The following is a 23,891-nucleotide window of genomic DNA, read 5'->3' as shown; positions in this document are numbered from 1 at the left end:
GGGCATTACAGCATGTCGGGCTTGAACCGCCGTCGACGCGAGACTTCCACGCCGGACACCATGAACTGCCCGTCGCCGCGGTAATGCACCGTGCGCGGCAGTTTCGGCCGGGACGCAACATGGGCGCGCACGATCTCCCAGATGAACAGGTTGCTCGACGCCACCTGGCTGTCGTCGTACAACCGGCATTCGAAGTTCGAGTGGCATTGCCCGACCAGCGGCGCACCGACCTCGCGCGCGGGCAGCGCATCGAGCCCGAAACGGGCGAACTTGTCGACCTCGCGGCCGCTGCAGTTGCCGATGTCCACCACGGTATCGAGCAGTTCCACGCCGGGTACGTTGATCACGCACTCGCCACTGCCGACGGCCAGTGCATGGCTGTGGTTTTCATTCCACAGGTAGGTGGCGACCAGCGACGGCGAGAAGCTCATCACCATGTGCCAGCCCATCGTCATCAGGTTGCGCTGGCCGCGCCAGGCGGTGCTGACCAGCACGATCGGGCCGGGTTCGAGGAAGCGTCGGGCCTGCTCGACCGGGAATTCCTTCTTGGGAAGCGCTTTCATTCGAAGCCTCGGCCGGGAGTGCTCGATGCTGGCGCAAAGCCGATGAATCCGGAGTCGAGGGGCTTGACAGGAGGTTCGATTACGCGCGTAATCAGATTATCGATTACGGATGTAAACAATGATCCCGATCAGCGAAGCCGAAGCCGTTGTGATGGAGGTGCTGTGGCAGCAGGCACCGCGCAGCGCCGATGATGTGGTGGCTGCGCTGGCTCACCGCGACTGGGCCGAGCCGACCATCAAGACCCTGCTCAACCGCCTGCTGACCAAGGGCGCCATCGCCGCTGAGCGCGATGGCCGGCGTTACCTGTACCGGCCGCTGCTGCAGCGTCAGGCGTGGGTGGAGGCGCAGAGCCGGGACTTCATCGGCCGTGTCTTCGAAGGCCGCGTGGCACCGCTGGTGGCGCACTTCAGCGAACGTGGCCAGTTGAGCGCGCAGGACATTGCCGAACTGAAGAAGCTGATCCAGGAGCTGGATCATGACTGAGCTGCTCGGCGGACTATGGCAGGCCAGCCTGTGGCTGGCGGCAGGCGTGATCATGCTGGCTGTGCTGCGTCCGTTGCTGCTGCGGCTGGGTGGCGTTGGACTGGCCTATCGCAGCTGGTGGTTGCTGCCGATGCTGCTGTTGGCGCTGATGCTGCCGCTGCCGCAGGTTGCGCTGTTGCAGCAGGTACCGACGTTGCCGCTGAAAGTGATGCCCGGTGCCATCGATGCGCTGAGCCGGCCGTCGCTGCCATGGGGTGGGCTGTTGCTGGCGCTGTGGGCGACGGGCGCAGGTGCCTGCCTGTTGCGCGACCTGCGCGCGCAGCGTCGCTTCGAACGGCGCATGGGCCCGCTGACGCCGCGCACCGATGGCAGCTGGCAGGCCAGTGGCGACCCCGGCCTGCCCGCGCTGGTCGGGCTGTGGCGGCCGCGCATCGTGGTCGGTCCTGACTTCGATCAGCAGTTCAGCGCGCAGGAACAGAGCCTGATCCTGCTGCACGAGCGCAGCCACCGCCGCAATGGCGATCACTGGGCCAATGGTGCGTTGCTGCTTATGCGTGCCGTGTTCTGGTTCCACCCGCTGGTGCCCTGGGCCGCACGCTGCTTCCTGCGCGACCAGGAACTGGCCTGCGATGCCCGCACCATCGCCCCGCAGCCTGCGCTGCGCGGGCTTTACGCCAGCACGCTGCTGAAGGCGCAGCTGGTCCACCCGGTTGCGCCAGCGGTCTGCCATTGGCGCAGCCAACCCGTGTTGAAGGAGCGTATCGCCATGTTGAAGCAGTCCAAGCGGAAGGCATTGCCGTGGGTATCGGGGCAGGTGCTGGTCGTCGGGTTGTGCCTGGGAATGGGCGCAGTAGCGTGGGCCAGCCAGGGCGATGCGATGGCTGGCCGCCCGGCAGCGGCGGTCATGGATCGGGAGATCCAGGTCGTCAAGATGCCACCGCCTTCCTATCCGAAATCCGCGGTCGAGGAGCGCCAGGTGGGCGTGGTGAACCTGCGCGTGGAAGTGGATGCCAGCGGCCAACCCACCGATGTCAGGGTGCTCAGTGCCACCAATCCGGGCGTGTTCGACGCGGTGTCGATCACCGCAGCGCGCAGCTGGACCTATCGGCCGGCGATGAAGAACGGCAAGCCGGTGGCAGGCGCAGTGAAGATTCCGATCACCTTTGCGATGGACAACAGCGAGGACGCCCAGTGAAGTCCGCGCCGCTGCTCGTGGTGGCAGCGCTGATGGTGGGGTGTGCGAGCCAGGAACGGCTGGCCACCGTGCACACCCGCAGCGAGAATGTCGGCCACCAGCGACTGCAGCCGCAGGCGGGCGGTGGCAGTGGGCAGTTGCAGGCGTATTCGCTGGGTGCGACCGAGGGCTACCGGATGCCGCAGTTGTACGCGGCACCGGACCCGGAGGTCGGCGATCGTGACCCGCGTGCGGAACTGGCGCCGACCACGATCTGCCTGCAGGTGGTGGTTGATGCCAACGGCGTCGTCGAGCGCAGCCTGCCATTGACCGATCGCCCGGAGTGCGCGGCAGGTGCTGCGGGCGAGAATGCGCCCCTGCTGCAGGCTGCGCAGGAGGCCGTGGCGATGTGGAAGTACTCGTCCGCAGCGGTCTGCCACTTCGCGGCTGGCAAGGTGCCTGCCGACCGCGGTGACTGCCGGGGCGCCGAACGGGTCGAGCCGGTGGCGGTCACCCTGCAGTACGCCTTCACCTTCGAGATTGTGAAGGGCCAGCATGTGGTGCGCACGCAGGGAAAATGAACGCTCGCGGTCCGTGATGGAAACCGATGGCGCCGGGCTCTGCCCGGCGTACGTCAGGCCCCGCCCTGGATGTTGGCCTTCACCGCCGGCTGCATCAGCTTCGGTTCTTCCAGCGTAGCATCGCGGGCCTGGCGCACGCTGACGAACTCCGCCTCGGCCACGCCGTCATGCACGTGGATGTTGTGCGCGCGCTGTTCGCCGATGGTGGTTTCGTTGGCGAAATCACGCCCGCCCGGGCCGTAGTCGTGGCAGACGAAAACCCGGGTGGTATCGGGCAGCGCCAGCAGGCGCTGGATCGAGCGATACAGCTGCGCGGCATCGCCACCCGGGAAATCGCAGCGTGCGGTGCCGCCGTCGGGCATGAACAGCGAATCGCCGGTGAACAGCGCATCGCCGATCAGGTAGGCGATGCTGTCGCTGGTGTGGCCGGGCACGGCGATCACCTGTCCTTGCAGCTCGCCAATGGCAAAGGTTTCGCCGTCGCTGAACAGGTGATCGAAGATCTCATCGGCGGCCGGAAGCTGCAGGCCATAGCGCGGCGCGAACGTGGCCTGCACCGCGCGGATGCCTTCACCAATGGCCAGCGTGGCCTGCGGGAAGCGCTGCTTGAGCCGGCGCCCGGCCGACACGTGGTCCGCATGGGCATGGGTTTCCAGCAGCCAGCGCAGCTGCAGGCCTTGCTGCTCGATGGCCTGCAATGCGGCATGCAGCGGCGCTTCACTGCTGGCGTCGGTATCCGGGTCGTAGTCCAGGACCGGATCGATCAGCGCCGCCTCACCGCTGGCCGGATCGCTGACCAGGTAGCTGAAGGTATTGCTGTCACGGTGGAAGAACGACTGCACCTGGACCGGCATCGGAATTCTCCTCAGCGCGTGCCGAGCACGCGGTTCAGCAACTGCGCCAGGTTCTCGCCGGCCAGTCGCAGCTGCGCTTCGGCCAGCGGCCGGTAGCGCTCGGTGTATTCGTCACCGATTTTACGCGTGGCCGGATAAACGCCAGCTTGCATGGAAATGCGGCAGCTGGCCTCGGCCCAGGTCTGTGGGTCGCGCTGCGGGTTGGACTGGCGCGCCAGCTTCGGCGCGCGCTGGCTCTGCAGCAGCGGCAGGTAGCCGGCGTCGTCCAGCTTGCGGGTGTTGAGCATGCCGCTGTCCCACAGCGAGTGCAGGTTGGTACCGCGGTTGCCGAACTGCAGCTGGAAATCGTTGCCGCCCTTGTCATGAGCGTAACCGGCATGCATCGGCTGGTGGATGTCGCCGACCAGGTGCACGACGAACTTCAGTGCCTGCAGGCGCTCGCCATCGGTCAGGCTGCGGTCGCCCAGGATGGCGCTCTGTGCTTTCAGGGCCTCGACGATGCAGTTGCCGTTCCTGCAGTGCTTCGGTGCTTCGTAATGGCAGTCGTCTTCGGCGATGTTGACGTAGTGCCAGCCGGCCGAACGACGGCCCAGGCCGGGGTCCTTGGCGCGCAGCTGGTCGGCCCACGGCGCGATGCTGGCCAGGGTGGCGTCCGCTTCGGTGGCCAGCAGGCGGTCCACTTCGGCGCGGGCGGCGGGGTTGAGGCGGGCGTCGGCGACTTCGGCAACCAGGCGGTGGCCTTGCGCGCCCCAGGCATGGGCGGGGGCGGAGACGGACAGCAGGGCCGGCACCAGGGTGGCGGCGAGGAACAGGGAGTGCAGGGCTTTCATGCACATATTCTAGCGGGGTAGGTGGATTGAAGAGCGGCGCGTTCCTGTCTGCTGGGGGCTGGCTGCAGGGGCAGGCGCTGCGGGACACGCTGCAAGTACGTCCCTGTAAGCTCGGCCGCGGCATTCATGCCGCGGACGGTCCCGCAGCGCCTGCCCCTGCAGCCCCATCCAACATGGCTGCGGAGGCGGATGCAAACGTCAAAGGCAACATCAAGAACAAATGCAGGATCAAAATCCGCCTTTTGCAATTGCAGGCAACCATTACGCCTCGGATGTACAGGCTCTGCTCCCCGCCTCGCCCCAGCTCCGGAACCGCTTCAGTCCCAGGCACAAAAAAGCCCCGGCAATCACCGGGGCAACATGCTGCGAGGGTTTCTGCGTGCAGCGGGGGAGCGGGGGCGAAGCCCCCGCAATCAACACACCGCTTAGAACTTGAAGACGTACGAAGCGCCGTAGACCAGCGGATCGATATTGACCGTGCCGATCTTCTCGCCGTTCAACTTCACCTTGCTGTCGATGTCGATCCAGCGCATGTCCACGCGCAGGGCGCCCTTCTCGCCGATCGCGAAGTCGATGCCCGCATGCGCGGCCAGGCCCCACGAATCCTGCAGCTTCAGCTTGCTGCCGGCCAATGCACCGGTGGTGTCTTCGCTGAAGAAGGTGGTGTAGTTCACGCCCGCGCCAACGAACGGCGACACCTTGCCCTTGCTGTTGAAGTGGTACTGCAGGGTCACCACCGGCGGCAGCTGCTTGGTGCTGCCGACACGGCCCAGGCCGTTGATGTTGATGTCGTGCTTGAACGGCAGTGCGGCCAGCACTTCGATGCCCAGGTTGTCGGCGATGAAGTACTCGCCGGTAATGGTCGGCTTGACGTCGTTGTCGACGTCGACCTTCAGGGTGCCGCCGGCCAGCCAGCCGTTGTTCGACTTCGGCGCCACCTGGTGCACGCCGGCCGAAACGGTCCAGTCGCCCTTGGACTGGGCCATGGCCGGGGCGGCGGCGAGGGACAGGGCGGCGGCCAGGCTGGCCACGATCAGGGAGGAGGTCTTGCGCATGGGGGTGTTCTCGTTGCTGGGTGGATGGCGACAGTCTCGGCCTCACGCCGCGCTAACGCTTTGATCCGGATCAAATCCTGTCCGCCGACCTGCTGGCGGCCCGGCCTGGCCCACGGTGGCCAGCCCCGGCCTGCTAGACTTGTGGGCCCTATCCATCCCGCCGCACCCGTCGCGGCTGCAGGAGCTTGAGAAATGGCAATCAAGGTTGGTATCAACGGTTTCGGTCGCATCGGGCGTAACGTCCTGCGCTCGGCGGTGCTGAACTTCGGCGACGACATCGAAATCGTGGCCATCAACGATCTGCTGGAGCCGGATTACCTGGCCTACATGCTCAAGTACGACTCCGTGCACGGCCGCTTCAAGGCCGACGTAGCGGTGCAGGGCAACGACCTGCTGGTCAACGGCAAGAAGATCCGCCTGACCCAGGAACGCGACCCGGCCAACCTGAAGTGGGACGAAGTCGGCGCCGACGTGGTGCTGGAAGCCACCGGCCTGTTCCTGACCAAGGAAACCGCGCAGAAGCACATCGATGCCGGCGCCAGGAAGGTCATCATGTCAGCCCCGTCGAAGGACGACACGCCGATGTTCGTGTTCGGCGTGAACGACAAGACCTATGCTGGCCAGGCAATCATCTCCAACGCGTCGTGCACCACCAACTGCCTGGCTCCGCTGGCCAAGGTCATCAATGACAAGTGGGGCATCAAGCGCGGCCTGATGACCACCGTGCATGCGGCCACCGCCACCCAGAAGACCGTCGATGGCCCGTCCAACAAGGACTGGCGCGGCGGCCGTGGCATCCTGGAAAACATCATTCCCTCGTCCACCGGTGCGGCCAAGGCCGTCGGCGTGGTCATCCCGGAACTGAACAAGAAGCTGACCGGCATGAGCTTCCGCGTCCCGACCTCGGACGTGTCGGTGGTCGACCTGACCGTCGAGCTGGAGAAGGAAGCCACCTACGCCGAGATCTGCGCTGAAGTGAAGGCACAGAGCGAAGGCGCGCTGAAGGGCATCCTCGGCTACACCGAAGACAAGGTCGTGGCCACCGATTTCCGCGGCGAGACCTGCACCTCGGTGTTCGACGCCGACGCCGGCATCGCCCTGGACGGCACCTTCGTCAAGCTGGTGACCTGGTACGACAACGAGTGGGGCTACTCCAACAAGTGCCTGGAAATGGCCAAGGTCATCGCCGCCAAGTAAGGCCGGTGTAGATCGCAGACGGACCCCGGCCTGGCCGGGGTTCGTCGTTTATGGGACCCACCCTGTCGTAGCATGGGGCGGTCGACCGCCGCCGCTGGGGCGCGGGATCGCATTGGAAGCACGCAATGGAAGCACTGATAGCCCTGGTCGTACTGGTTCTTCTGGCCATTCCGCTGTTGCTGGTGGTCGCGCTGGTGATGATTGCCGGCCTGCGCCGCCGCGTCGCTGCGCTGGAAAGCGCGATGGCCGCCGCGCCGGCCGCCGTCAGGCCGGCCGCCACCGCACCCGCGCCTGAACGGCCTGTGGCCGCACCTGCTGCCAGCGCCGATCCACCGTTCCTGCGGCCGGCCGCCGCTGCTGCTGCGCCTCAGCCCCCGCAGCCACCGGTGCGCGAAGCAACGCCCACCGAGGTGCCTGTCCCCCGTCCTGCTGCGCCACCGCCGGTGCCGCCGGTGCCGGTGCAGCCGCCGCTGCCTTCCGAACCGGAACTGCCCAATGTCATCGAGCGTGGCATCGGTGCGGTCAAGCGCTGGTTCACCGAAGGCAACGTGCCGGTCAAGATCGGCATGCTGGTGCTGCTGGCCGGTGTCGCAGCGCTGCTGAAGTACGTCAGCGACCAGGGCTGGCTGGTGCTGCCGATCGAACTGCGCCTTGCCGGCATCACCGTGGCTGCGCTGGGCCTGCTGGCCTTCGGTTGGCACCAGCGTGAACGCCGGCGGCTGTTTGCCCTGGCGCTGCAGGGCGGTGCCATCGGCGTACTGCTGCTGACCATCTTCGCGGCGTTCAAGCGCTTCGACCTGATTCCGCCGGCCTTTGCCTTTGCCAGTTCGATCGCACTTGTGGCCGGGCTGTGCGTGCTGGCGGTGGTGCAGAACTCGCGCACGCTGGCCGTACTGGGCATCCTGGCCGGCTTCATGGCACCGCTGTGGCTGTCCACCGGCAGTGGCAACCACGTGGGGCTGTTCAGCTATTACGCCGTGCTCAATGCGGGCATCTTCGCCATCGCCTGGTTCCGCCCGTGGCGCGCGCTGAACCTGCTGGGCTTCGCCTTCACCTTCGGCATCGGCACCTTCTGGGGCGTGCTGCAGTACGCACCGGACAAGTTCAGCAGCACTGAGCCGTTCCTGGCGCTGTTCTTCGTGTTCTACCTGCTGATACCGCTGCTGTACGCGCGTCGCCAGCCGGCCGGCCGCCGTGACCTGATCGATGGCAGCCTGGTGTTCGGCACGCCGCTGGTCGCGTTCTCGCTGCAGGCAGGCATGCTGCACGCGCAACCGATGACGCTGGCACTGTGCGCGCTGGGCCTGGCGGCGATCTACGCGGTGTTGGCCCGGGCGCTGATCGCACGTGCGTCGTACACCGTGCTGGCGCAGTCGCATGCCGTGCTCGCGGTGGGTTTCGCCACGCTGGCGGTGCCGCTGGCATTGTCGGCGCGCGCCACGGGCGCCGTGTTTGCACTGGAAGGCGCTGGCCTGGTGTGGTTGGGGCTGCGCCAGAAGCGGTGGCTGCCGCAGGTCTCCGGCGCGTTGCTGCAGATCGGCGCCGCATTCGCCTTCGTTGCCGGTGGCGACCACTGGCACGAAGACCTGCGCTTCCTGATCAACCCGACCGCCGTTGGCGCGCTGTTGCTGGCCCTGGCCGGCTTCGCGTCGGCGTGGAGCTACCAGCGCAGGCCGCGTCATGAGGTCGCACTGGTGTATTACCTGTGGGGCCTGCTGTGGTGGCTGGGCGGCCTGGTCCATGAGATCACCCGCTTCTTCCCGTACCGCACCGAAGTGGACGCGTTGCTGGTGCTGGCCGCGGTCACTGCCTGGCTGGCGGCCGAAGCGCAGCGTCGCCAGCCGGCGCGTGCGCTGGGCGTGACCGCGCTGGCCATGCTCGCGCTGGGCTTCCCGCTGGCCCTGATGCAGAGCGATGCACACCACCAGCCGTTCGCCGGCCACGGCGCGCTGGCCTGGGCGGTGTTCGCGGTACTGGGCGTGCGTACCCTGCTGTGCCTGCGCCAAGGCGGCGATACCGTGGCCCGCATCGCGCAGTTCCTGTGGTGGCTGCTGTGGCCGTCGCTGCTTTCGTTGCTGGCCTTGTGGGGTAGTGGCGAGGCCGGCCTGGCGCAGGGTTGGACGACCCTGCTGGTGACCTTGCCGTGGCTGCTGATGGCGGCGCTGTCGCTGTGGCGCTGGAACGCATTGCGCTGGCCGCTGGGCGCGGCATTCGACAGCGCGCGCGTCCCGCTGCAGTGCGTGCTGTTCGGCCTGCTGGCGATCGGTTGGCTGCTGGGCCAGCTGCTGCCGGGCGACGCCGCACCGCTGCTGTGGCTGCCGGTGCTGAATCCGGCCGAGATCGGCCAGTGGCTGAGCCTGCTGCTGCTGGCGCGCTGGCTGTACGGCAGTGAGGCACCGCAGGCATTGCTGAACATCCGCATGCCGCTGCTGGCACTGGCGGCCTTCCTCGCGTTGACCAGCCTGGTGCTGCATGGCGTGCACCAATGGGGTGGACTGGCGTGGAATGCCTCGATGATGCGCTTCAGCCTGGCGCAGACCAGCCTGACCGTGTTGTGGAGCGTGCTGGGTGTGATTGCCTGGGTGTGGGGTTCGCGTCGCAGCCAGCGTGTGTTGTGGATGGTCGGTGCCGTGCTGATGGGCGTGGTGCTGGCCAAGCTGGTTATTGTCGATCGCCAGCACCTGGGCAACCTGCTGGGCATCGCATCGTTCATCGCCTACGGCCTGCTGTGCACGGTCGTGGGTTATCTGGCACCGGCACCGCCAAGCGCGGCGCCGACCGTGGAGGAAACGCAATGAGGAAGTGGAGCAGGGCGCTGCTGCCGGCGATGTTCGGCATGCTGGCCGCCGTCGTGGTACAGGCGGCTGATTACCGCACGCAGTATGCCGAGCAATGGCCGCTCACATTGTCCAGTGCGCAGTCCGGTGCCTACCGTATCGTGCTGGAGCCGGCGATCTACCGCCGTGCCGTAACCGCCGATCTCAGCGATCTGCAGGTGTTCAACGCGGCCAGCCAGTTGTTGCCGTCGGCACTGCTGGCGCCGGACCAGCCGCTGGCGCAGTCGCCGGTGCAGCGTGAACTGCCGTGGTTCGTGCTGCCGCCGCTGGCCGATGCACAGCGCAACGACCTGCAGCTGCTGACCGAGCGCGATACCGATGGGCGCGTGCGCCGGGTCGAAGCGCGGGTGGGTGGCGGGGCAGCGGCGAGCGGGCAGGGCGGCTGGCTGATCGACGCCAGCATGCTCGACCAGCAGCCGCTGGCGGCACTGGTGCTGGACTGGACCGACAGCGGCCAGCCGCTGCAGGCGCAGGTGCAGCTGGATGCCAGTGACGACCTGCAGCACTGGCGATCGATTGGCCGCGACGTGCCGCTGGTGGATCTGCAGCGCGCCGGCAAGCGCCTGCTGCAGCGCCGCCTGCAGGTGGACGGCGCTGCACGCTACCTGCGCATCCTGGCGCAGGGCGACTCGCGCCTGCCGACCCTGCGCGGCGTACTGGCGGAACTGCCGCCAGCACCGGCCACGCTGCCCTGGGAATGGCTGTCGCTGGAGCCGACGTCGTCGGGCAAGGGCGAGTACACCTTCGAGATGGATGGCCGGTTCCCGGTGGCACGTGCCGATGTCGCCAGCACCGATAACAGCCTGGTGCAATGGACGCTGTTCAGCCGCGATGACGAGAGTGCGGAATGGCAACGTCGCAGCGCGCCGTGGATCGCCTACCAGGTGCAGCAGGGTACGCAGGGCCAGCGCCAGCAGTCGGCGGCACAGCCGCTGGGCAGCGTGCACCGCGACCGCTACTGGAAGCTGGTGGCGAATCCGGCGGAAACCGCCACCGCGCCGACGCTGCGCCTGGGTTACCAGCCGGAAGTGCTGGTGTTCCTGAGCCAGGGCGCGGCGCCCTACGCACTGGCGGTGGGCAGCGCGACCGCGCGCCGCACGGACGCGCCGATCGGGGTGCTGATCGAGGAACTTCGGCAGCGCAACGATCCTTCGTGGCAGCCAACACTGGCGCGCCTGGAAGGCAGCCCGGAGCCGCTGGCCGGCGATGCGGCGCTGAAGCCGCAGCGCGATTGGAAATCGTGGTTGCTGTGGGCGTTGCTGGGCCTGGGCGTACTGGTGGTGGGTGGCCTGGCGCTCAGCCTGCTTCGGCAGAAGCCTGCGCCTTCGGCGTAGGTTCCGGCGAACGGCGCAGCCCCTCGTGGGTGGGGTTGGTCGTGCAAAGCAAAAGCAAAAGCCGCGCTTGGCCGGGCGGGGTGGGTTCGTGGGGGACGCCGCAAGTACGTCCTTGTAGGCTTGGCAGCCGCATCCATGCGGCTGGCACCCCCGCGAACCCACCCCGCCCGGCCTCTGACAATTTCCGTGTGCGTCCACCCACGGAAAGAAAAAAAGGAGAGCAAAAGCTGCTTGGCAGGGCGCTCTTTGTAGAGCCGAGCCCATGCTCGGCTGCTGTTCGCGATAGACCCAGCCGAGCACGGGCTCGGCTCTACATTTTTCTCCGACACCAGAAACCGCTTTTGCCTTTGCCATCTGCATCACCTCAGGTGCCTGTCGAGGCCGGGGCGGTGTGGGCTGGCAGGGGTGTCAGCCGCATGGATGCGGCTGCCAAGCCTCCAGGGATGGATTCACGGCGTCCCCTGCCAGCCCACACCACCCCGGCCCACTCACAGCACCACGAAGCGCCAGCGCTTTGGCAGTTGCTGTTGCTGTTGCTGTTGCATTTGCCCTGCGCCTCTGCCTGCCGCAGGCATCGGCCCTCCCACCAGCCGCACCCGATACAATGGCCGTCTGCCGCAGACCGGCATCCCGTCCCCGAGCCAAAGAGTTGCCCATGTCCATTGTCCGCATGACCGACCTCGACCTCTCCGGCAAGCGCGTGCTGATCCGCCAGGATCTGAACGTGCCGATCGAGAATGGCCGCATCACCTCCGAACAGCGCATCACCGCTTCGTTGCCGACGCTCAAGCGCGCGCTGGAGCAGGGCGCGGCGGTGATGGTCACCTCGCACCTGGGGCGCCCGAAGGAAGGCGTGTGGAGCGAGGCCGATTCGCTGGCACCGGTCGCCCAGCGCCTGTCCGAGCTGCTGGGCCGCGAAGTTCCACTGGTGCGCGACTGGGTCGACGGCGTCGACGTGCAGCCGGGCCAGCTGGTGCTGCTGGAAAACTGCCGCATGAACGTCGGCGAGGGCAAGGACGACGAGGCCCTGTCGAAGAAGTACGCCGCCCTGTGCGACGTGTTCGTGATGGATGCCTTCGGTACCGCGCACCGTGCGCAGGCCTCCACCCATGGTGTCATCCGCTTCGCACCGGTCGCGGCCGGTGGCCCGCTGCTGATGGCCGAGCTGGACGCGCTGGCGCAGGCGCTGGATGCACCGGCCAAGCCGCTGCTGGCCATCGTCGCCGGCAGCAAGGTCAGCACCAAGCTGGAGTTGCTGGCCAATCTGGTTGGCAAGGTCGACCAGCTGATCGTCGGTGGCGGTATCGCGAACACCTTCATCGCCGCAGCTGGCTACAACGTCGGCAAGTCCCTGTACGAGCCGGACCTGCTGGATACCGCGAAGAAGATCGTGGCCGATGCCAAGGCACGCGGCGCCGACATTCCGCTGCCGGTTGACGTGGTCACCGCCAAGCAGTTCCTGCCCGACGCTGCCGCGGAAGTGAAGGCGGTCGATGCCGTTGCCGAAGACGACCTGATCCTGGACATCGGCCCGCAGACCGCCGCGCAGTACGCGCAGCTGATCGAGAAGGCCGGCACCGTGGTCTGGAACGGCCCGGTCGGCGTGTTCGAGTTCGAGTCCTTCAGCAAGGGCACCGAAGCGCTGGCCCGCGCGATCGCCAGCTCGAAGGCGTTCTCCATCGCCGGCGGTGGCGACACCCTGGCCGCAGTCGACAAGTTCGATATCGCCGGCGACGTCAGCTACATCTCCACTGGTGGTGGTGCGTTCCTGGAATTCCTGGAAGGCAAGACCCTGCCGGCTGTCGCCGCACTCGACGCGCGCGGCGCATGAGCGCCGAGCGCGGCAAGGATGTGCTGTTCTTCGATCTTGACGGCACGCTGATCGATTCGCAGGTGGGCATCACCGCCTGCATCGCCTATGCGCTGCAGAAGATGGACCATCCGGTGCCGCCGCAGGAAACCCTGCTGGGCTGGATCGGTCCTTCGCTGCGCACCACCTTCGCGCCGTTGTTCGTCGAACCGGCGCGGGTGGAACAGGCTGTGGGCTACTACCGGGAGCGCTTCGACGTCGAAGGCTGGCGCGAGCACACGGTGTACCCGCAGGTGGAAGGCACGCTGCGCACGCTGCATGGCCGTGGACACCGGCTGGCGGTGGTCACCGCCAAGAACGAGCCGCACGCGCGCCGCATCCTCGCCCACCTGCCGTTCGGTGGGCTGTTCGAGGAGATCGTCGGTTCAACCCTGGATGGCTCGCGCAGCCACAAGCCGGAACTGGTCGGCGAGGCACTGCGCCGGCTGCAGGTGCAGCCTGCACAGTGCTGGATGATCGGCGACCGGTGCATGGACATCGAAGGCGCGCGCCACCACGGCCTGCGTAGTGTCGGCGTGCTGTGGGGCTTTGGCGGAGAGGCGGAATTGACCGAAGCCGGTGCCAGCCAACTGGCACGTGAGCCGGCGCAGCTGGAAGCGCTGCTGGCCTAGCTTCCTGTGGAGCCGAGCCCATGCTCGGCTCCACAGAACCGCCCCCCTGCGCCAGCGTATGTCCGGATGATGTCCATTCCATGACCCGCGAAGTCAGGCGGCACAAGGCTGTAACCGTATACATGCGGCGTGAAGGATGTGCTAATTTCCGTTCTTTATCGGGAGAGGCCCATCCACCATGTTCGAGCGTCAGCGTCGCACCAAGATCCTTGCCACCCTCGGTCCGGCCACTGACCCGCCGGGCGTGCTGGAGGATCTGTTCCGCGCCGGCGTCAACGTGGTGCGCCTGAACTTCAGCCATGGCGATCCGTCCGGCCAGGCCAAGCGTGCCGCCGAAGTGCGTGCCGCTGCGGCCCGCGTGGGCGTGGAAGTGGGCATCCTGGCCGACCTGCCGGGCCCGAAGATCCGCATCGAGCGCTTCGCCGAAGGCAAGGTGCAGCTGAAGGCGGGCGACCGCTTCGACCTGATCGCCAGCGAGAACGCCGGCCCGGGCACTGCCAGCGAGGTGGGCGTGAGCTACCTCGGCCTGCCGCAGGACGTCGGCCCGGGTGATGTGCTGCTGCTCGACGACGGCCTGATGCAGTTGCAGGTGGTGGAAGTACAGGGCGACCGTATCGTCAACACCGTGCTCAACGATGGTGTGTTGTCCGACCGCAAGGGCCTGAACAAGCAGGGCGGCGGCCTCTCGCTGGGTGCGCTGACCGAGCGCGACAAGGAGCTGATCGGCATCGTTGCCAAGATTGGCGTGGACTTCATCGCCGTGTCGTTCTGCCGCAATGCGCAGGACATGAACGATGCGCGCGACATCGCCCGTTCGCACGGCTGTGATGCCGCGCTGGTGTCGAAGATCGAGCGCACCGAGGCAATCGAGAACCTGGAAGAAATCGTCGAGGCCAGCGACGTGGTGATGGTCGCCCGTGGCGACCTGGGCGTGGAAATCGGCGATGCCGAGCTGCCGGGCCTGCAGAAGAAGATCATCAAGGCCTCGCTGGCGCAGAACAAGGTGGTGATCACCGCCACGCAGATGCTGCAGTCGATGGTGGAAAGCCCGATCCCGACCCGCGCCGAAGTACTGGACGTGGCCAACTCGGTCATCGACGGCACCGACGCAGTGATGCTGTCGGCGGAAACTGCCGCTGGCGCCTACCCGGTCAAGGCCGTGGAGGCGATGGCACGCATCTGCCTGGGTGCCGAGCGCCAGTTCCAGACCGAGACCGACTTCAACGCGTCGCCGCGCAACCTGGAACGTGCCGACCAGGCGATTGCCATGGCCACCATGTTCCTGTCGCAGCATGTGGGCGTGCGCGCGATCGTGGCGATGACCGAATCCGGTGGCACCGCACGTTACCTGTCGCGTTTCCGGGCCAAGGCGCCGGTGTTCGCGGTGACCCGCCATGACGGTGCGCGCCGGCAGATGGCGCTGATGCGCGATGTGTTCCCGATCAACTTCGACAGCCGCGGCCTGACCCCGCGCGAAGCCGCGCGCGGCAGCATCCGCCTGCTGGTGGAATCGGAACTGCTGCAGGCTGGTGATCGCGTCGTGTTCACCAGTGGCGAGCACATGGAAACCCACGGTGCCACCAATACCCTGCGCCTGCTGGAAGTGGGTGAGGACGGCCGCGCCATCGGCCTGGGCGACCTGTAAGTAGTGCTGCCCTGGGGCCGGCGCCGCGTTGCGGATCCGACCCCGGGGTCAGATCCCGCAGGGGCCCTGACCCCCGACGGCAGGACACGGCGTGTCCGGTGCGGACATTGGAAGCGTTTCCATCCTGTCCTCCACGGCGAGGCAACGGGCCGCGGGGCTATACTTGTTTTTTTCCCGCACCCGCCACAGGAAATACATGAGCATCGAACAGCTGGCTGAAACCGCCCAGGCCATGGTCGCCCCGGGCAAGGGCATCATCGCGATCGACGAATCCACCGCTACCATCGCCAAGCGTTTCGCCGGCGTCGGTATCGAGAACACCGAGGAGAACCGTCGCGCCTACCGCGAGCTGCTGCTGACCACGCCGAAGCTCAACGAGCACATTTCCGGCGCCATCCTGTTTGACGAAACCATCCGCCAGTCGACCAAGGACGGCGTGCCGTTCGCCAAGTACATGGCCGACCACGGCATGATTCCGGGCATCAAGGTGGACAAGGGTGCGCACCCGCTGGCCGGCTGCCCGGGCGAGCTGGTGACCGAAGGCCTCGATGGCCTGCGTGAGCGCCTGCAGGAGTACTACAAGCTGGGCGCGCGCTTCGCCAAGTGGCGTGCAGTCATCAACATCGGCGAGAGCATCCCGTCGGGTACCTGCATCGAATCCAACGCCCATGCGCTGGCCCGCTATGCAGCGCTGTGCCAGGAATGCGGCCTGGTGCCGATGGTCGAGCCGGAAGTGATCATGGACGGCGATCATGACATCGAGACCTGCTACGAAGTCACCGAAGCCACCCTGCGTTCGCTGTTCGACGCCCTGTATCAGCAGAACGTGCTGCTGGAAGGCACCATCCTGAAGGCGTCGATGGTCATCTCCGGCAAGGGCTGCGATGAGCAGGCCGACGTCGAGGAAGTGGCCGAGTCGACCGTGATGTGCCTGAAGAGCACCGTGCCGGCGATCCTGCCGGGCGTCGTGTTCCTGTCCGGTGGCCAGAGCGACGAGCAGTCCACCGAGCACCTGAACGCGATGAACCAGCTGGGCAACCTGCCGTGGCCGCTGAGCTTCTCCTACGGCCGCGCCATGCAGCAGGCCGCGTTGAAGCTGTGGGCCAAGGACATGAAGGGCAACTACGCTGCTGCCCAGAAGACCGTGTACGAGCGCGCCAGGGACAACGGCCTGGCGGCGCTGGGCAAGTGGAACGGTTGATCCGTCCCATCGCTGGATGAACAAGGCAGCGCCGGCATCACGCCGGCGTTTGCTTTTGCGGGTATCTTTTCCGCCCCCATGCGCCTGGCCGGTGCGTGGGAACCACATGGAAGGCCAAGGAGAAACAACATGCGTTTGGCAGCAATCACACTGGCCGTAGCCACGGTCCTGGTCGCCGGCGGTTGCAACCGCATCGGCGGCGGCGCGGATGCGGGCAAGGCCGCGTCGCTCGATTTCGACAAGCCGGTATCCGGCGAGATCACCTCGCGCAGCGGCATCAACTACAACGACGGCAGCCACCACCAGCTCTACCAGATCAAGCTGGAAGACAAGCAACTGGTCGGACTGAAGCTGACCGGTTCGTTGAGTGGCTCGATTGCCGTGTTCAACAACGGCAGCCTGGTGGCCAGCAGCAACACCGGCTACGAGCGCGAAGGCGACGTCTCGCTGGCCTTCCGTGCCAACGGTGGCGGCATCTACCAGGTGGTGGTCAACGCCAACGGCTCGACCGACTATGGTCCGTACCGCCTGCGTGCCGAGAAGCTGGTGCCGTACGACGGCAAGCCGCTGGCGGGCAGCGGCGAGATCGTCGACATGCTGGCCGGTGGTTCCCAGGACTACACCCTGCAGGTGGACAAGGCCGGCCTGTACGAGATCCGCCTGGTGTCGGAGGTCTTCGATCCAGTGCTGAAGCTGTCGGGCCAGGGCGTGGATGCCGAGAATGACGACGGCGGTGACAGCACCAACTCGCGCCTGACCCTGTCGCTGAAGCCGGGCAAGTACACCCTGACCGCGCGTGGCCTGGGCGACGGCGTCAGCGGCATGTTCACCCTGTCGGCCACCCGCATCGAGCTGCCCGGCAATCTGGTCGAGCGCGATGGTACGGCGCTGCCGAAGTCGGGGAGCGTGTACACGATGCTCGACAACGATGGCCGCCGCCGCTTCCTGCTGTCCCTGGACCGCCCGGCCGATGTGCGCCTGGATGCGATCTCCAGCCAGGTCGATACCCTGCTGCGCGTGGTTGGCGGCGATGTCGAGCTGACCGACGACGACGGCGGCAACGGTACCAATTCACGCCTGGAAGAAACCCTGCCGGCCGGTCACTACACCGTCGATGTGTCCAGCCTGAACAATGGCGCAGGCATAGTGGAAGTGCGCGTGCAGGTGGATGGCGCGAGCGCCGACGGGGCCGCAGCCTCGGCGGCACGTGCCGCAGCCGACGCAGCCGCCGTGGCCGATGATGCCGCCGCGGTGGAAGCCTCCAGTCGCTGAGTGTGATCCACGCCGTGCGTGGAAGAGCACTACGCTGCAACGGAAAAGGCCGGGCAATGCCCGGCCTTTTCTTTTACCTGAAGCACCACGGTTCAGTGCGCGGCGGCAAGGCCCGCATCGCCCAGCGGCGGCAGCAGCGACCCACGCGGTTCGCTGTCAGCACTTTGCCCGGCGGCGCTCAACGCCTGCTGGTAGGCCTTGGCCGTTGCGGTATTGAACGCCACCAGCACGATGCGCATCGGTTGCGCATGGCTGCGCTGCCAGGCCAGTGTTTCGGTGACCGCGATCTGCGCGGCCTGGTACAACGGGTAGCCATACACGCCGCAGCTGATCGCCGGGAAGGCGATGGAGTGCACGCCCAGTGATTCGGCCAGCTGCAGTGACTTCCAGTAGCAGTTGGCCAGCAACGCCGGTTCATCGCGCTGGCCGTCGTGCCAGACCGGGCCTACCGTGTGCAGTACATGGCGCGCCGGCAACGCATGGGCACCGGTGGCGCGCACTTCACCCGTCGGGCAACGCACGCCCGGGCGCAGCTCCGGCAACTGCTCGCATTCGGCCCGCAAGGCGGGCCCGGCCGCACGATGGATCGCGCCGTCGACACCGCCGCCACCGAGCAGCGTTTCATTGGCCGCGTTGACGATCGCATCCACCGCCAGGGTCGTGATGTCGCCCTGCCAAACCTCGATCTTCATGCGTCCGTCTCCTGCCTGTGAGGTGATCCGCGCAGCATCTGCGCCGGCTGTTCCCACGGTAGGGGACAGGGCATCGATGCTGCGTCATGACCGTCTCACGCGCTGCGATCCAACGGCCTTCGCGCACGATGGCGGGCGACGCCTTCACGCAGGCTGAAGCGGGAAGGAGCCGGATCCTTTTCCGAACGGAAAAGGCTCTGACCCCGGCTGTTACGGCAGGCCGGCCAGCCAGTCGTCGTCGGATCCTTCGTTCACATCGGCGAACAGCGGTGTGGAGAAGTAACGTTCACCAGTATCCGGCAGCATCGCAAGGATCACCGAGCCCGGTTCAGCGCGGGCAGCGATGTCCAGCGCGCTGGCCACGGTGGCGCCGGCGGAGATGCCGACGAAGATGCCTTCCTCGGCGGCCAGGCGACGCGCGGTGGCGATCGCGCGATCATCTTCGACCGAGACCAGTTCATCCACCACGTCGCGGTTGAGCACGTCCGGCACGAAGTCCGGGGTCCAGCCCTGGATCTTGTGCGGCTTCCAGTCATCCCCCTTGAGCAGGGCGGCGCCGGCCGGTTCGGTGGCGATGATGCGGGTCTGCGGGCGTGCCACCTTCAGCACTTCGCCTACGCCAGTGAGCGTGCCGCCGGTGCCCCAGCCGCTGACGAAGTAGTCCAGCCGCTTGCCGGCGAAGTCGCGCAGGATCTCGGCAGCGGTGGTGTTGCGGTGATACGCCGGGTTGGCCGGGTTGGCGAACTGGCTGGCCAGGAACCAGCCGTGCTGCTCGGCCAGCTCGGCCGCCCTGCGCACCATGCCGCTGCCGCGCTCGGCGGCCGGGGTCAGGATCACCTTGGCGCCGTAGGCACGCATCAGCTTGCGGCGCTCGACCGAGAAGGTTTCGACCATGGTGGCCACGAACTTGTAGCCGCGCGCGGCGGCGACCATCGCCAGTGCCACGCCGGTGTTGCCCGAGGTGGCCTCCACGATCGTGTCGCCCGGCTTGAGCAGGCCGCGTGCTTCGGCATCGAGGATGATCGCCAGCGCCAGGCGGTCCTTCACCGAGCCGCCCGGGTTGAACGACTCGACCTTGGCGTAGACGCTGACCTGTGGCGGCGCCAGGCGCTGCAGCCTGACGATGGGGGTGTTGCCGACGGTATCGAGGATGGAGTCGTACAGGGCCATGGGAGCGCTCCGGAAACGGGGCCGCGACGGGTCACGGCGGGCGAAGGGGGGAGGGCTGGCCGTTCAGGCCAGCGGCTGCCGGCTGACCGTAGCGCCGGCATATGACGCCCGGAAATGACCAGATACCTTTCTTAAACAACCTTTGGTTATAAGCTGGTGACGGCAATTGACCCTAGAGTGGACTTCCGCCCCATGCCGCCTGCCTGCCCATGACGCTGACCCAGCTGCGCTACCTGGTAGCCATCGCCGACGCCGAGCTGAACATCACGCTGGCCGCCTCGCGCGTGCACGCCACCCAGCCCGGCCTGTCCAAGCAGCTCAAGCAGCTGGAGGACGAGCTCGGCTTCCTGCTGTTCGTGCGCAAGGGGCGCAGCCTGGAGTCGGTTACCCCGGCCGGAACCGAAGTCATCGCGCGTGCCCGCGCAGTGCTGGCCGAAGCCAACAACATCCGTACGTACGCGGCAAACCAGCGGCGCGAAAGCCAGGGCCAGCTGATCCTGACCACCACGCACACCCAGGCGCGCTTCGTGTTGCCGCCGGCGGTGGCGGCGATCAAGCAGGCCTATCCGCAGGTCAGCGTGCACCTGCAGCAGGCCGGTGAAACCGACGCGCTGGACCGCTTGAACCAGGGTGACGCCGATATCGCCATCATCAGCACCGCAGGCGGTGAGCCAACCGATGGCATCGCAGTGCCGCTGTTCCGCTGGCGACGCCTGGTGGTGGTACCCAAGGGCCACCCGTTGGACCGCGCCGGCCGCGCACCGGACCTGGCCGCGCTGGCCCGCCAGCCGTTGATCAGCTACGAATCCTCGACCCGACCGAACTCTTCCCTGCAACGCGCCTTCGCCGCCAATGGGCTGGTGCCCGACCTGGCGCTGACCGCGCTCGATGCCGACCTGATCAAGACCTACGTGCGCACGGGCCTGGGCGTAGGCCTGCTGGCCGAGATGGCGGTCAGTTCCAATGACGAAGACCTGAGGTCGTGGCCGGCGCCGGATCCGATCAGCGAGTGCATCGCCTGGGCGGTGTTGCCGCGCGACCGCGTGCTGCGTGATTACGCGCTGGAGCTGGTGCACGTGCTGGCCCCACAGATTGATCCGCGCGACCTGCGGCGGGTGCTGGATGGAAACCAGGCCGCAGCGTGGCCGGTGCCACCGACCTGGGAGTCGCTGACCCAGACCATCACGGTGTGAGGTGGGTCGAGCAGGGCGTGCAGCCCTGCACCTGCCGAATCAAAGGCAAAAGCCGAAGCAACTGCAACTGCTGGCTTCCGTGGGGCGGCGGGGCGGTGTGGGCAGGCAGGACACGCCGTAAACCCATCCCTGGGGGCTCGATGGCGCCATCCATGGCGCCAACGGTCCTGCCTGCCCACACCGCCCCGCCTCTGACAGATTCCGATGGCTGTTGGTAGGTGTCGACCTTGGTCGACACGGTAGATCCACGCCATGCGTGGATGAAATCTGTCAGATATGGAAATGCATCTGGGGTCAGGTCCGTTTTCCTGCGGAAAACGGATCTGACCCCAAGAGCCGTTTCAACAGACCGCAGAAGACTGTCGAAGGCGGGGTGGGTCCGGTTGCGGGGGCGTGAGCCGAGCCTGCATGGACGTATTTACGGCGTCCCCCGCAACCGGACCCACCCCGCCTACCCACAGGAAACCGCTTTTGCTTTTGCTGTTGCTTGGGCTCTTGCCGTGGACGTGGTCTCTGCAGGTGCAGGGCGCAGCCCTGCCGAACACCCCCGCGACGGGGTGTCGCAAACGCCTGCGACGGTTCGTCGCACGGGCAACCCTGGACCCGCCTCTACACTAGCGGGGTGACCCGCCTGTCCCGCCCGCAGCGCCTCCTGCTGCAGCTCGCCGTCCTGGCGACGCTGCTGATGGTGCTTGCGCCACTGGTCAGCCGCGCGCTGCAGGCGCCGCCGATGGACCACGCGGCGATGGCAGGCATGGACCACGCGCACATGCACCACGACGCTGCCGCAGTGGGTCAGAGCCCTCTGCACGGGCAACGGAGTCCGACCCCACCGGCCGATCCCCACGCCATGCATGGCGAAGCCTGCGAATACTGCGTGCTGGCCATGCGCCTGCTGCCGTGGCTGGCTGTACTGGTGCTGCTGTTGCCACTGCTGTGGCGGCCGCGGCTGGTATTCCCGTGGTCACAGCAGGTACTGCCGGCACTGCGCTGGCCGGCACACGCCGCGCGTGGGCCACCGCGCGCCTCCATCGTCCGCTGATTTTCCTGTCGAATCTGCCGCACGACGCCTGACCGGGCGCCGTGCGCGCGTGCGTACCTTGGAGCTGTTCCGATGAAAATGACTTCCCGCCCCGCGGGCGCCTGCGTGCGCCTGCCGGTTGCCCTTGGCCTGGCCGCAGCTGCAACGCTCGCCCATGCCGCGCCCGCCGAAGAGGCGCGCACTCTCGATACGCTGGTGGTCACCGCCGCCGCGCCTTCGTCGCCACTGCACTGGGTGACCGATCCACGCCTGCCGCGGCAGCCGGTCCCTGCCAGTGACGGCGCCGATTACCTGAAGACCGTTCCTGGCTTCTCCGCCATCCGCAACGGCGGCACCAACGGTGACCCGGTGCTGCGCGGCATGTTGGGTTCGCGCCTGAACATCCTCAGCAATGACGGCAACCTGATCGGCGCCTGCCCCTCGCGCATGGACAACCCGCTGTCCTACATCGCACCGGAGAGCTTCGACCGCCTGACCATCATCAAGGGCCCGCAGAGCGTGCGCTGGGGGGCAGGTGCCTCGGCCGGCACCGTGCGCTTCGAACGCGATACACCGCGCTTCGAGGAACCGGGCCTGCGTGCCGATGCCAGTACGCTGGTCGGTTCGCGCAACCGCAACGACCAGGTGCTGGACCTGACCCTGGGCAACCCGACCGGCTATGTGCGCGCCAGCGGCAACCGTTCCGAAGCCGATGACTACAAGGACGGCAACGGCGATGTGGTGCCATCGCAGTGGCGCAAGTGGAACGGTGACGTGGCGATCGGCTGGACGCCGGATGCCGACACGCTGCTGGAAATTTCTGCCGGTGCCGGCGATGCGATCGCACGCTACGCGGGGCGCGGCATGGACGGTGCCGCGTTCGAACGCACCAGCTACGCCGCGCGCTTCGAGAAGCGCAATCTGCCGGGTGCCTGGGACACAGTGCAGGCCAACGTGTACTACAACGAGGCCGACCACGTGATGGACAACTACACGCTGCGAACGCCGAATCCGCACAGCATGATGCCGATGCCGATGGCATCGAACGTGGACCGACGCACCCAGGGCGGCCGGGTCAGTTCCGAGTGGCGCCGGCAGGACGTGCAACTGGTGGCGGGTGTGGATGGCGAGGACAGCCGCCATCGTGGGCGAATGGGCATGGGCCGGGGCACCTATCGCCAGGCGGCGTGGCAGACCGATGCCAGCTTCCGCCGCTATGGCGTTTTCACCGAGTTGACCCTCGGCGCCGGCACCGATCAGCGCTGGATCAGCGGCCTGCGCATCGATCGTGCCAGCGTGCGTGATGAGCGGCAGTCGATCCGTGGAATGATGGGCAGCCGGCCCAACCCAACGGCCGAGCAAAAGCGCAAGGCGTGGCTCGGCAGTGGCTTCCTGCGCTACGAGCAGGACCTGGCCGACGGCCTGACCTGGTACGCCGGCCTCGGCCACAGCGAACGCATGCCCGACTACTGGGAGCTGTTCTCGCCCGACCACGGACCGGCCGGTGCAATGAACGCGTTTGCCGGCATCCAGCCCGAGCGCACCACCCAGCTCGACGTGGGCCTGCAGTACAAGGGACCGCGCGTGCAGGCCTGGGTCTCGGCCTATGCCGGGCAGATCCAGGACTACATCCTGTTCACCTACCACGGCAGCGGCATGATGGGCATGAGCCAGGCCAGCAACGTCGAGGCGCGCATTGCCGGTGCCGAGGCCGGGTTGGAAGTGAGCCTGACCGAGCAGTGGAAGCTGGGCGGCACGCTGGCCTATGCCTGGGGAGAGAACCGCGACCAGCAGCGTCCGCTGCCGCAGATGCCGCCGTTGGAAGCACGCCTGAGCGCGAACTGGGAGGGCCAGCGCTGGAGTGCCGGCGCATTGCTGCGCGCGGTGACCCATCAGCATCGTGTCGCAGATGGACAGGGCAACGTGGTCGCGCAGGACCTCGGGCCGAGCGCCGGGTTTGCCACCTTCGCGCTCAATGCCGCGTACCGTTTCAGTTCGCAGCTGCAGCTCAGCGCCGGCGTCGACAACCTGTTCGACCGCGCCTACAGCGAGCACCTGAACCTGGCCGGCAGCGCCGACTTCGGCTTCCCGGCCGACCCGGTGCGGATCAACGAGCCGGGGCGCAGCGTGTGGATGAAGTTGAACTACCGGTATTGATCCGCCGGGCATAAAAAAACGGGGCCGGATCCCCGCCAGGATCCGTCCCCGCCCGACGCCCTCGGTCGGGCAGGTTCGACTCTACGATGACGGCCGCGATGGTGCACCACTGGATACACCCCGACACACGCCGACACTGCCCATGGCAGC

Annotated in this window: 20 protein-coding genes; 14 read left to right on the top strand and 6 right to left on the bottom strand. The window is 67.1% G+C overall.

Annotated elements, in window-relative coordinates:
- Window positions 1-5 precede the first annotated feature (5 nt).
- On the bottom strand, window positions 6-563 hold the full coding sequence (locus tag ACEPA4_RS16055) for a flavin reductase family protein (RefSeq protein ID WP_065185309.1): 558 nt from the start codon (window positions 561-563) through the stop codon (window positions 6-8).
- Window positions 564-681: 118 nt separating this feature from the next.
- Between ACEPA4_RS16055 and ACEPA4_RS16050 the strand changes: the two genes are divergently transcribed.
- The 3 genes from ACEPA4_RS16050 to ACEPA4_RS16040 are packed head-to-tail and all read left to right on the top strand — an operon-like array spanning window position 682 to window position 2,802.
- Entirely contained in the window at window positions 682-1,047 is a 366-nt protein-coding gene (locus ACEPA4_RS16050; protein ID WP_065179075.1) for a BlaI/MecI/CopY family transcriptional regulator, read from the top strand.
- A complete protein-coding gene (locus ACEPA4_RS16045; protein WP_164230355.1) occupies window positions 1,040-2,242 on the top strand; it encodes a TonB family protein in 1,203 nt (400 codons plus the stop codon). Before ACEPA4_RS16050 ends, ACEPA4_RS16045 begins: the two co-directional genes overlap by 8 nt.
- A complete protein-coding gene (locus ACEPA4_RS16040) occupies window positions 2,239-2,802 on the top strand; it encodes a hypothetical protein (RefSeq protein ID WP_065185307.1) in 564 nt (187 codons plus the stop codon). Before ACEPA4_RS16045 ends, ACEPA4_RS16040 begins: the two co-directional genes overlap by 4 nt.
- 53 nt (window positions 2,803-2,855) lie before the next feature.
- Here the strand turns inward: ACEPA4_RS16040 and ACEPA4_RS16035 are convergent, their stop codons facing one another.
- From ACEPA4_RS16035 to ACEPA4_RS16025, 3 genes are all read right to left on the bottom strand, one after another.
- Window positions 2,856-3,656 carry an MBL fold metallo-hydrolase gene (locus ACEPA4_RS16035; RefSeq protein ID WP_005418893.1) on the bottom strand — a complete coding sequence of 267 codons (801 nt, stop codon included), beginning with the start codon at window positions 3,654-3,656 and terminating at the stop codon, window positions 2,856-2,858.
- Window positions 3,657-3,667: 11 nt separating this feature from the next.
- Window positions 3,668-4,486 (bottom strand): S1/P1 nuclease, encoded by an 819-nt coding sequence (locus ACEPA4_RS16030; RefSeq protein WP_065185306.1) that lies wholly within the window; start codon window positions 4,484-4,486, stop codon window positions 3,668-3,670.
- Window positions 4,487-4,911: 425 nt separating this feature from the next.
- The gene (locus tag ACEPA4_RS16025) at window positions 4,912-5,541 is read right to left on the bottom strand and encodes an OmpW family protein (RefSeq protein ID WP_005418891.1); all 630 of its coding nucleotides are present in this window, start codon (window positions 5,539-5,541) and stop codon (window positions 4,912-4,914) included.
- A 192-nt stretch (window positions 5,542-5,733) separates the two neighbouring features.
- On the opposite strand from ACEPA4_RS16025, the gene gap reads away from it, so the two are divergent.
- From gap to ACEPA4_RS15985, 8 genes are all read left to right on the top strand, one after another.
- Complete coding sequence (gene gap / locus ACEPA4_RS16020) at window positions 5,734-6,738, top strand: type I glyceraldehyde-3-phosphate dehydrogenase (protein WP_005418885.1); 1,005 nt, start codon at window positions 5,734-5,736, stop codon at window positions 6,736-6,738.
- Window positions 6,739-6,863: 125 nt separating this feature from the next.
- Window positions 6,864-9,536: a DUF2339 domain-containing protein gene (locus tag ACEPA4_RS16015; RefSeq protein WP_374082889.1), complete on the top strand. Its 2,673-nt coding sequence runs from the start codon at window positions 6,864-6,866 to the stop codon at window positions 9,534-9,536.
- On the top strand, window positions 9,533-10,909 hold the full coding sequence (locus ACEPA4_RS16010) for a DUF3999 domain-containing protein (RefSeq protein WP_065185303.1): 1,377 nt from the start codon (window positions 9,533-9,535) through the stop codon (window positions 10,907-10,909). Before ACEPA4_RS16015 ends, ACEPA4_RS16010 begins: the two co-directional genes overlap by 4 nt.
- Window positions 10,910-11,564: 655 nt before the next feature.
- Complete coding sequence (locus tag ACEPA4_RS16005) at window positions 11,565-12,740, top strand: phosphoglycerate kinase (protein ID WP_065185302.1); 1,176 nt, start codon at window positions 11,565-11,567, stop codon at window positions 12,738-12,740.
- Entirely contained in the window at window positions 12,737-13,390 is a 654-nt protein-coding gene (locus ACEPA4_RS16000; protein WP_065185301.1) for an HAD hydrolase-like protein, read from the top strand. The genes ACEPA4_RS16005 and ACEPA4_RS16000 overlap by 4 nt, the downstream gene beginning before the upstream one ends.
- Window positions 13,391-13,568: 178 nt before the next feature.
- Entirely contained in the window at window positions 13,569-15,035 is a 1,467-nt protein-coding gene (gene pyk / locus ACEPA4_RS15995; RefSeq protein WP_005418863.1) for a pyruvate kinase, read from the top strand.
- Window positions 15,036-15,231: 196 nt separating this feature from the next.
- The gene (locus tag ACEPA4_RS15990) at window positions 15,232-16,236 is read left to right on the top strand and encodes a class I fructose-bisphosphate aldolase (RefSeq protein ID WP_005418861.1); all 1,005 of its coding nucleotides are present in this window, start codon (window positions 15,232-15,234) and stop codon (window positions 16,234-16,236) included.
- Window positions 16,237-16,365: 129 nt separating this feature from the next.
- Complete coding sequence (locus ACEPA4_RS15985) at window positions 16,366-17,508, top strand: ABC transporter substrate-binding protein (RefSeq protein WP_374082888.1); 1,143 nt, start codon at window positions 16,366-16,368, stop codon at window positions 17,506-17,508.
- 92 nt (window positions 17,509-17,600) lie between these two features.
- Here ACEPA4_RS15985 and ACEPA4_RS15980 read toward each other — a convergent pair whose 3' ends face one another.
- On the bottom strand, window positions 17,601-18,200 hold the full coding sequence (locus ACEPA4_RS15980; protein WP_065185299.1) for an O-acetyl-ADP-ribose deacetylase: 600 nt from the start codon (window positions 18,198-18,200) through the stop codon (window positions 17,601-17,603).
- 210 nt (window positions 18,201-18,410) lie between these two features.
- Window positions 18,411-19,370 carry a cysteine synthase A gene (gene cysK, locus ACEPA4_RS15975; protein ID WP_061479314.1) on the bottom strand — a complete coding sequence of 320 codons (960 nt, stop codon included), beginning with the start codon at window positions 19,368-19,370 and terminating at the stop codon, window positions 18,411-18,413.
- Between the two features lie 209 nt (window positions 19,371-19,579).
- On the opposite strand from cysK, the gene ACEPA4_RS15970 reads away from it, so the two are divergent.
- The 3 genes from ACEPA4_RS15970 to ACEPA4_RS15960 all read left to right on the top strand — a co-directional run bounded on the left by ACEPA4_RS15970 (window position 19,580) and on the right by ACEPA4_RS15960 (window position 23,741).
- Window positions 19,580-20,563 carry a LysR family transcriptional regulator gene (locus ACEPA4_RS15970; RefSeq protein WP_005418854.1) on the top strand — a complete coding sequence of 328 codons (984 nt, stop codon included), beginning with the start codon at window positions 19,580-19,582 and terminating at the stop codon, window positions 20,561-20,563.
- Window positions 20,564-21,185: 622 nt separating this feature from the next.
- Entirely contained in the window at window positions 21,186-21,605 is a 420-nt protein-coding gene (locus tag ACEPA4_RS15965; RefSeq protein WP_005418850.1) for a DUF2946 family protein, read from the top strand.
- Window positions 21,606-21,677: 72 nt separating this feature from the next.
- Window positions 21,678-23,741 (top strand): TonB-dependent copper receptor, encoded by a 2,064-nt coding sequence (locus ACEPA4_RS15960; RefSeq protein WP_235646277.1) that lies wholly within the window; start codon window positions 21,678-21,680, stop codon window positions 23,739-23,741.
- Window positions 23,742-23,891: the final 150 nt, after the last annotated feature.

Origin of the sequence: Stenotrophomonas sp. P2112, assembly GCF_041897515.1 — a bacterium.
Taxonomy (GTDB): Bacteria; Pseudomonadota; Gammaproteobacteria; order Xanthomonadales; family Xanthomonadaceae; genus Stenotrophomonas; species Stenotrophomonas sepilia.
The sequence above is the reverse complement of the archived record's forward strand: the minus strand, read 5'-3'. Positions and strand labels throughout refer to the sequence as shown.

What these genes read in the sequence shown, in the direction of transcription:
- ACEPA4_RS15980 (WP_065185299.1), bottom strand. Translation starts at nt 18,200, where the DNA reads ATGAAGATCGAGGTTTGGCAGGGCGACATCACGACCCTGGCGGTGGAT.
- ACEPA4_RS16015 (WP_374082889.1), top strand. Translation starts at nt 6,864, where the DNA reads ATGGAAGCACTGATAGCCCTGGTCGTACTGGTTCTTCTGGCCATTCCG.
- ACEPA4_RS16055 (WP_065185309.1), bottom strand. Translation starts at nt 563, where the DNA reads ATGAAAGCGCTTCCCAAGAAGGAATTCCCGGTCGAGCAGGCCCGACGC.
- ACEPA4_RS16010 (WP_065185303.1), top strand. Translation starts at nt 9,533, where the DNA reads ATGAGGAAGTGGAGCAGGGCGCTGCTGCCGGCGATGTTCGGCATGCTG.
- ACEPA4_RS15970 (WP_005418854.1), top strand. Translation starts at nt 19,580, where the DNA reads ATGACGCTGACCCAGCTGCGCTACCTGGTAGCCATCGCCGACGCCGAG.
- pyk (WP_005418863.1), top strand. Translation starts at nt 13,569, where the DNA reads ATGTTCGAGCGTCAGCGTCGCACCAAGATCCTTGCCACCCTCGGTCCG.
- ACEPA4_RS16025 (WP_005418891.1), bottom strand. Translation starts at nt 5,541, where the DNA reads ATGCGCAAGACCTCCTCCCTGATCGTGGCCAGCCTGGCCGCCGCCCTG.
- ACEPA4_RS16045 (WP_164230355.1), top strand. Translation starts at nt 1,040, where the DNA reads ATGACTGAGCTGCTCGGCGGACTATGGCAGGCCAGCCTGTGGCTGGCG.
- ACEPA4_RS16000 (WP_065185301.1), top strand. Translation starts at nt 12,737, where the DNA reads ATGAGCGCCGAGCGCGGCAAGGATGTGCTGTTCTTCGATCTTGACGGC.
- ACEPA4_RS16030 (WP_065185306.1), bottom strand. Translation starts at nt 4,486, where the DNA reads ATGAAAGCCCTGCACTCCCTGTTCCTCGCCGCCACCCTGGTGCCGGCC.
- ACEPA4_RS15985 (WP_374082888.1), top strand. Translation starts at nt 16,366, where the DNA reads ATGCGTTTGGCAGCAATCACACTGGCCGTAGCCACGGTCCTGGTCGCC.
- cysK (WP_061479314.1), bottom strand. Translation starts at nt 19,370, where the DNA reads ATGGCCCTGTACGACTCCATCCTCGATACCGTCGGCAACACCCCCATC.
- ACEPA4_RS16005 (WP_065185302.1), top strand. Translation starts at nt 11,565, where the DNA reads ATGTCCATTGTCCGCATGACCGACCTCGACCTCTCCGGCAAGCGCGTG.
- ACEPA4_RS15990 (WP_005418861.1), top strand. Translation starts at nt 15,232, where the DNA reads ATGAGCATCGAACAGCTGGCTGAAACCGCCCAGGCCATGGTCGCCCCG.
- ACEPA4_RS15960 (WP_235646277.1), top strand. Translation starts at nt 21,678, where the DNA reads ATGAAAATGACTTCCCGCCCCGCGGGCGCCTGCGTGCGCCTGCCGGTT.
- ACEPA4_RS16035 (WP_005418893.1), bottom strand. Translation starts at nt 3,656, where the DNA reads ATGCCGGTCCAGGTGCAGTCGTTCTTCCACCGTGACAGCAATACCTTC.
- ACEPA4_RS16050 (WP_065179075.1), top strand. Translation starts at nt 682, where the DNA reads ATGATCCCGATCAGCGAAGCCGAAGCCGTTGTGATGGAGGTGCTGTGG.
- gap (WP_005418885.1), top strand. Translation starts at nt 5,734, where the DNA reads ATGGCAATCAAGGTTGGTATCAACGGTTTCGGTCGCATCGGGCGTAAC.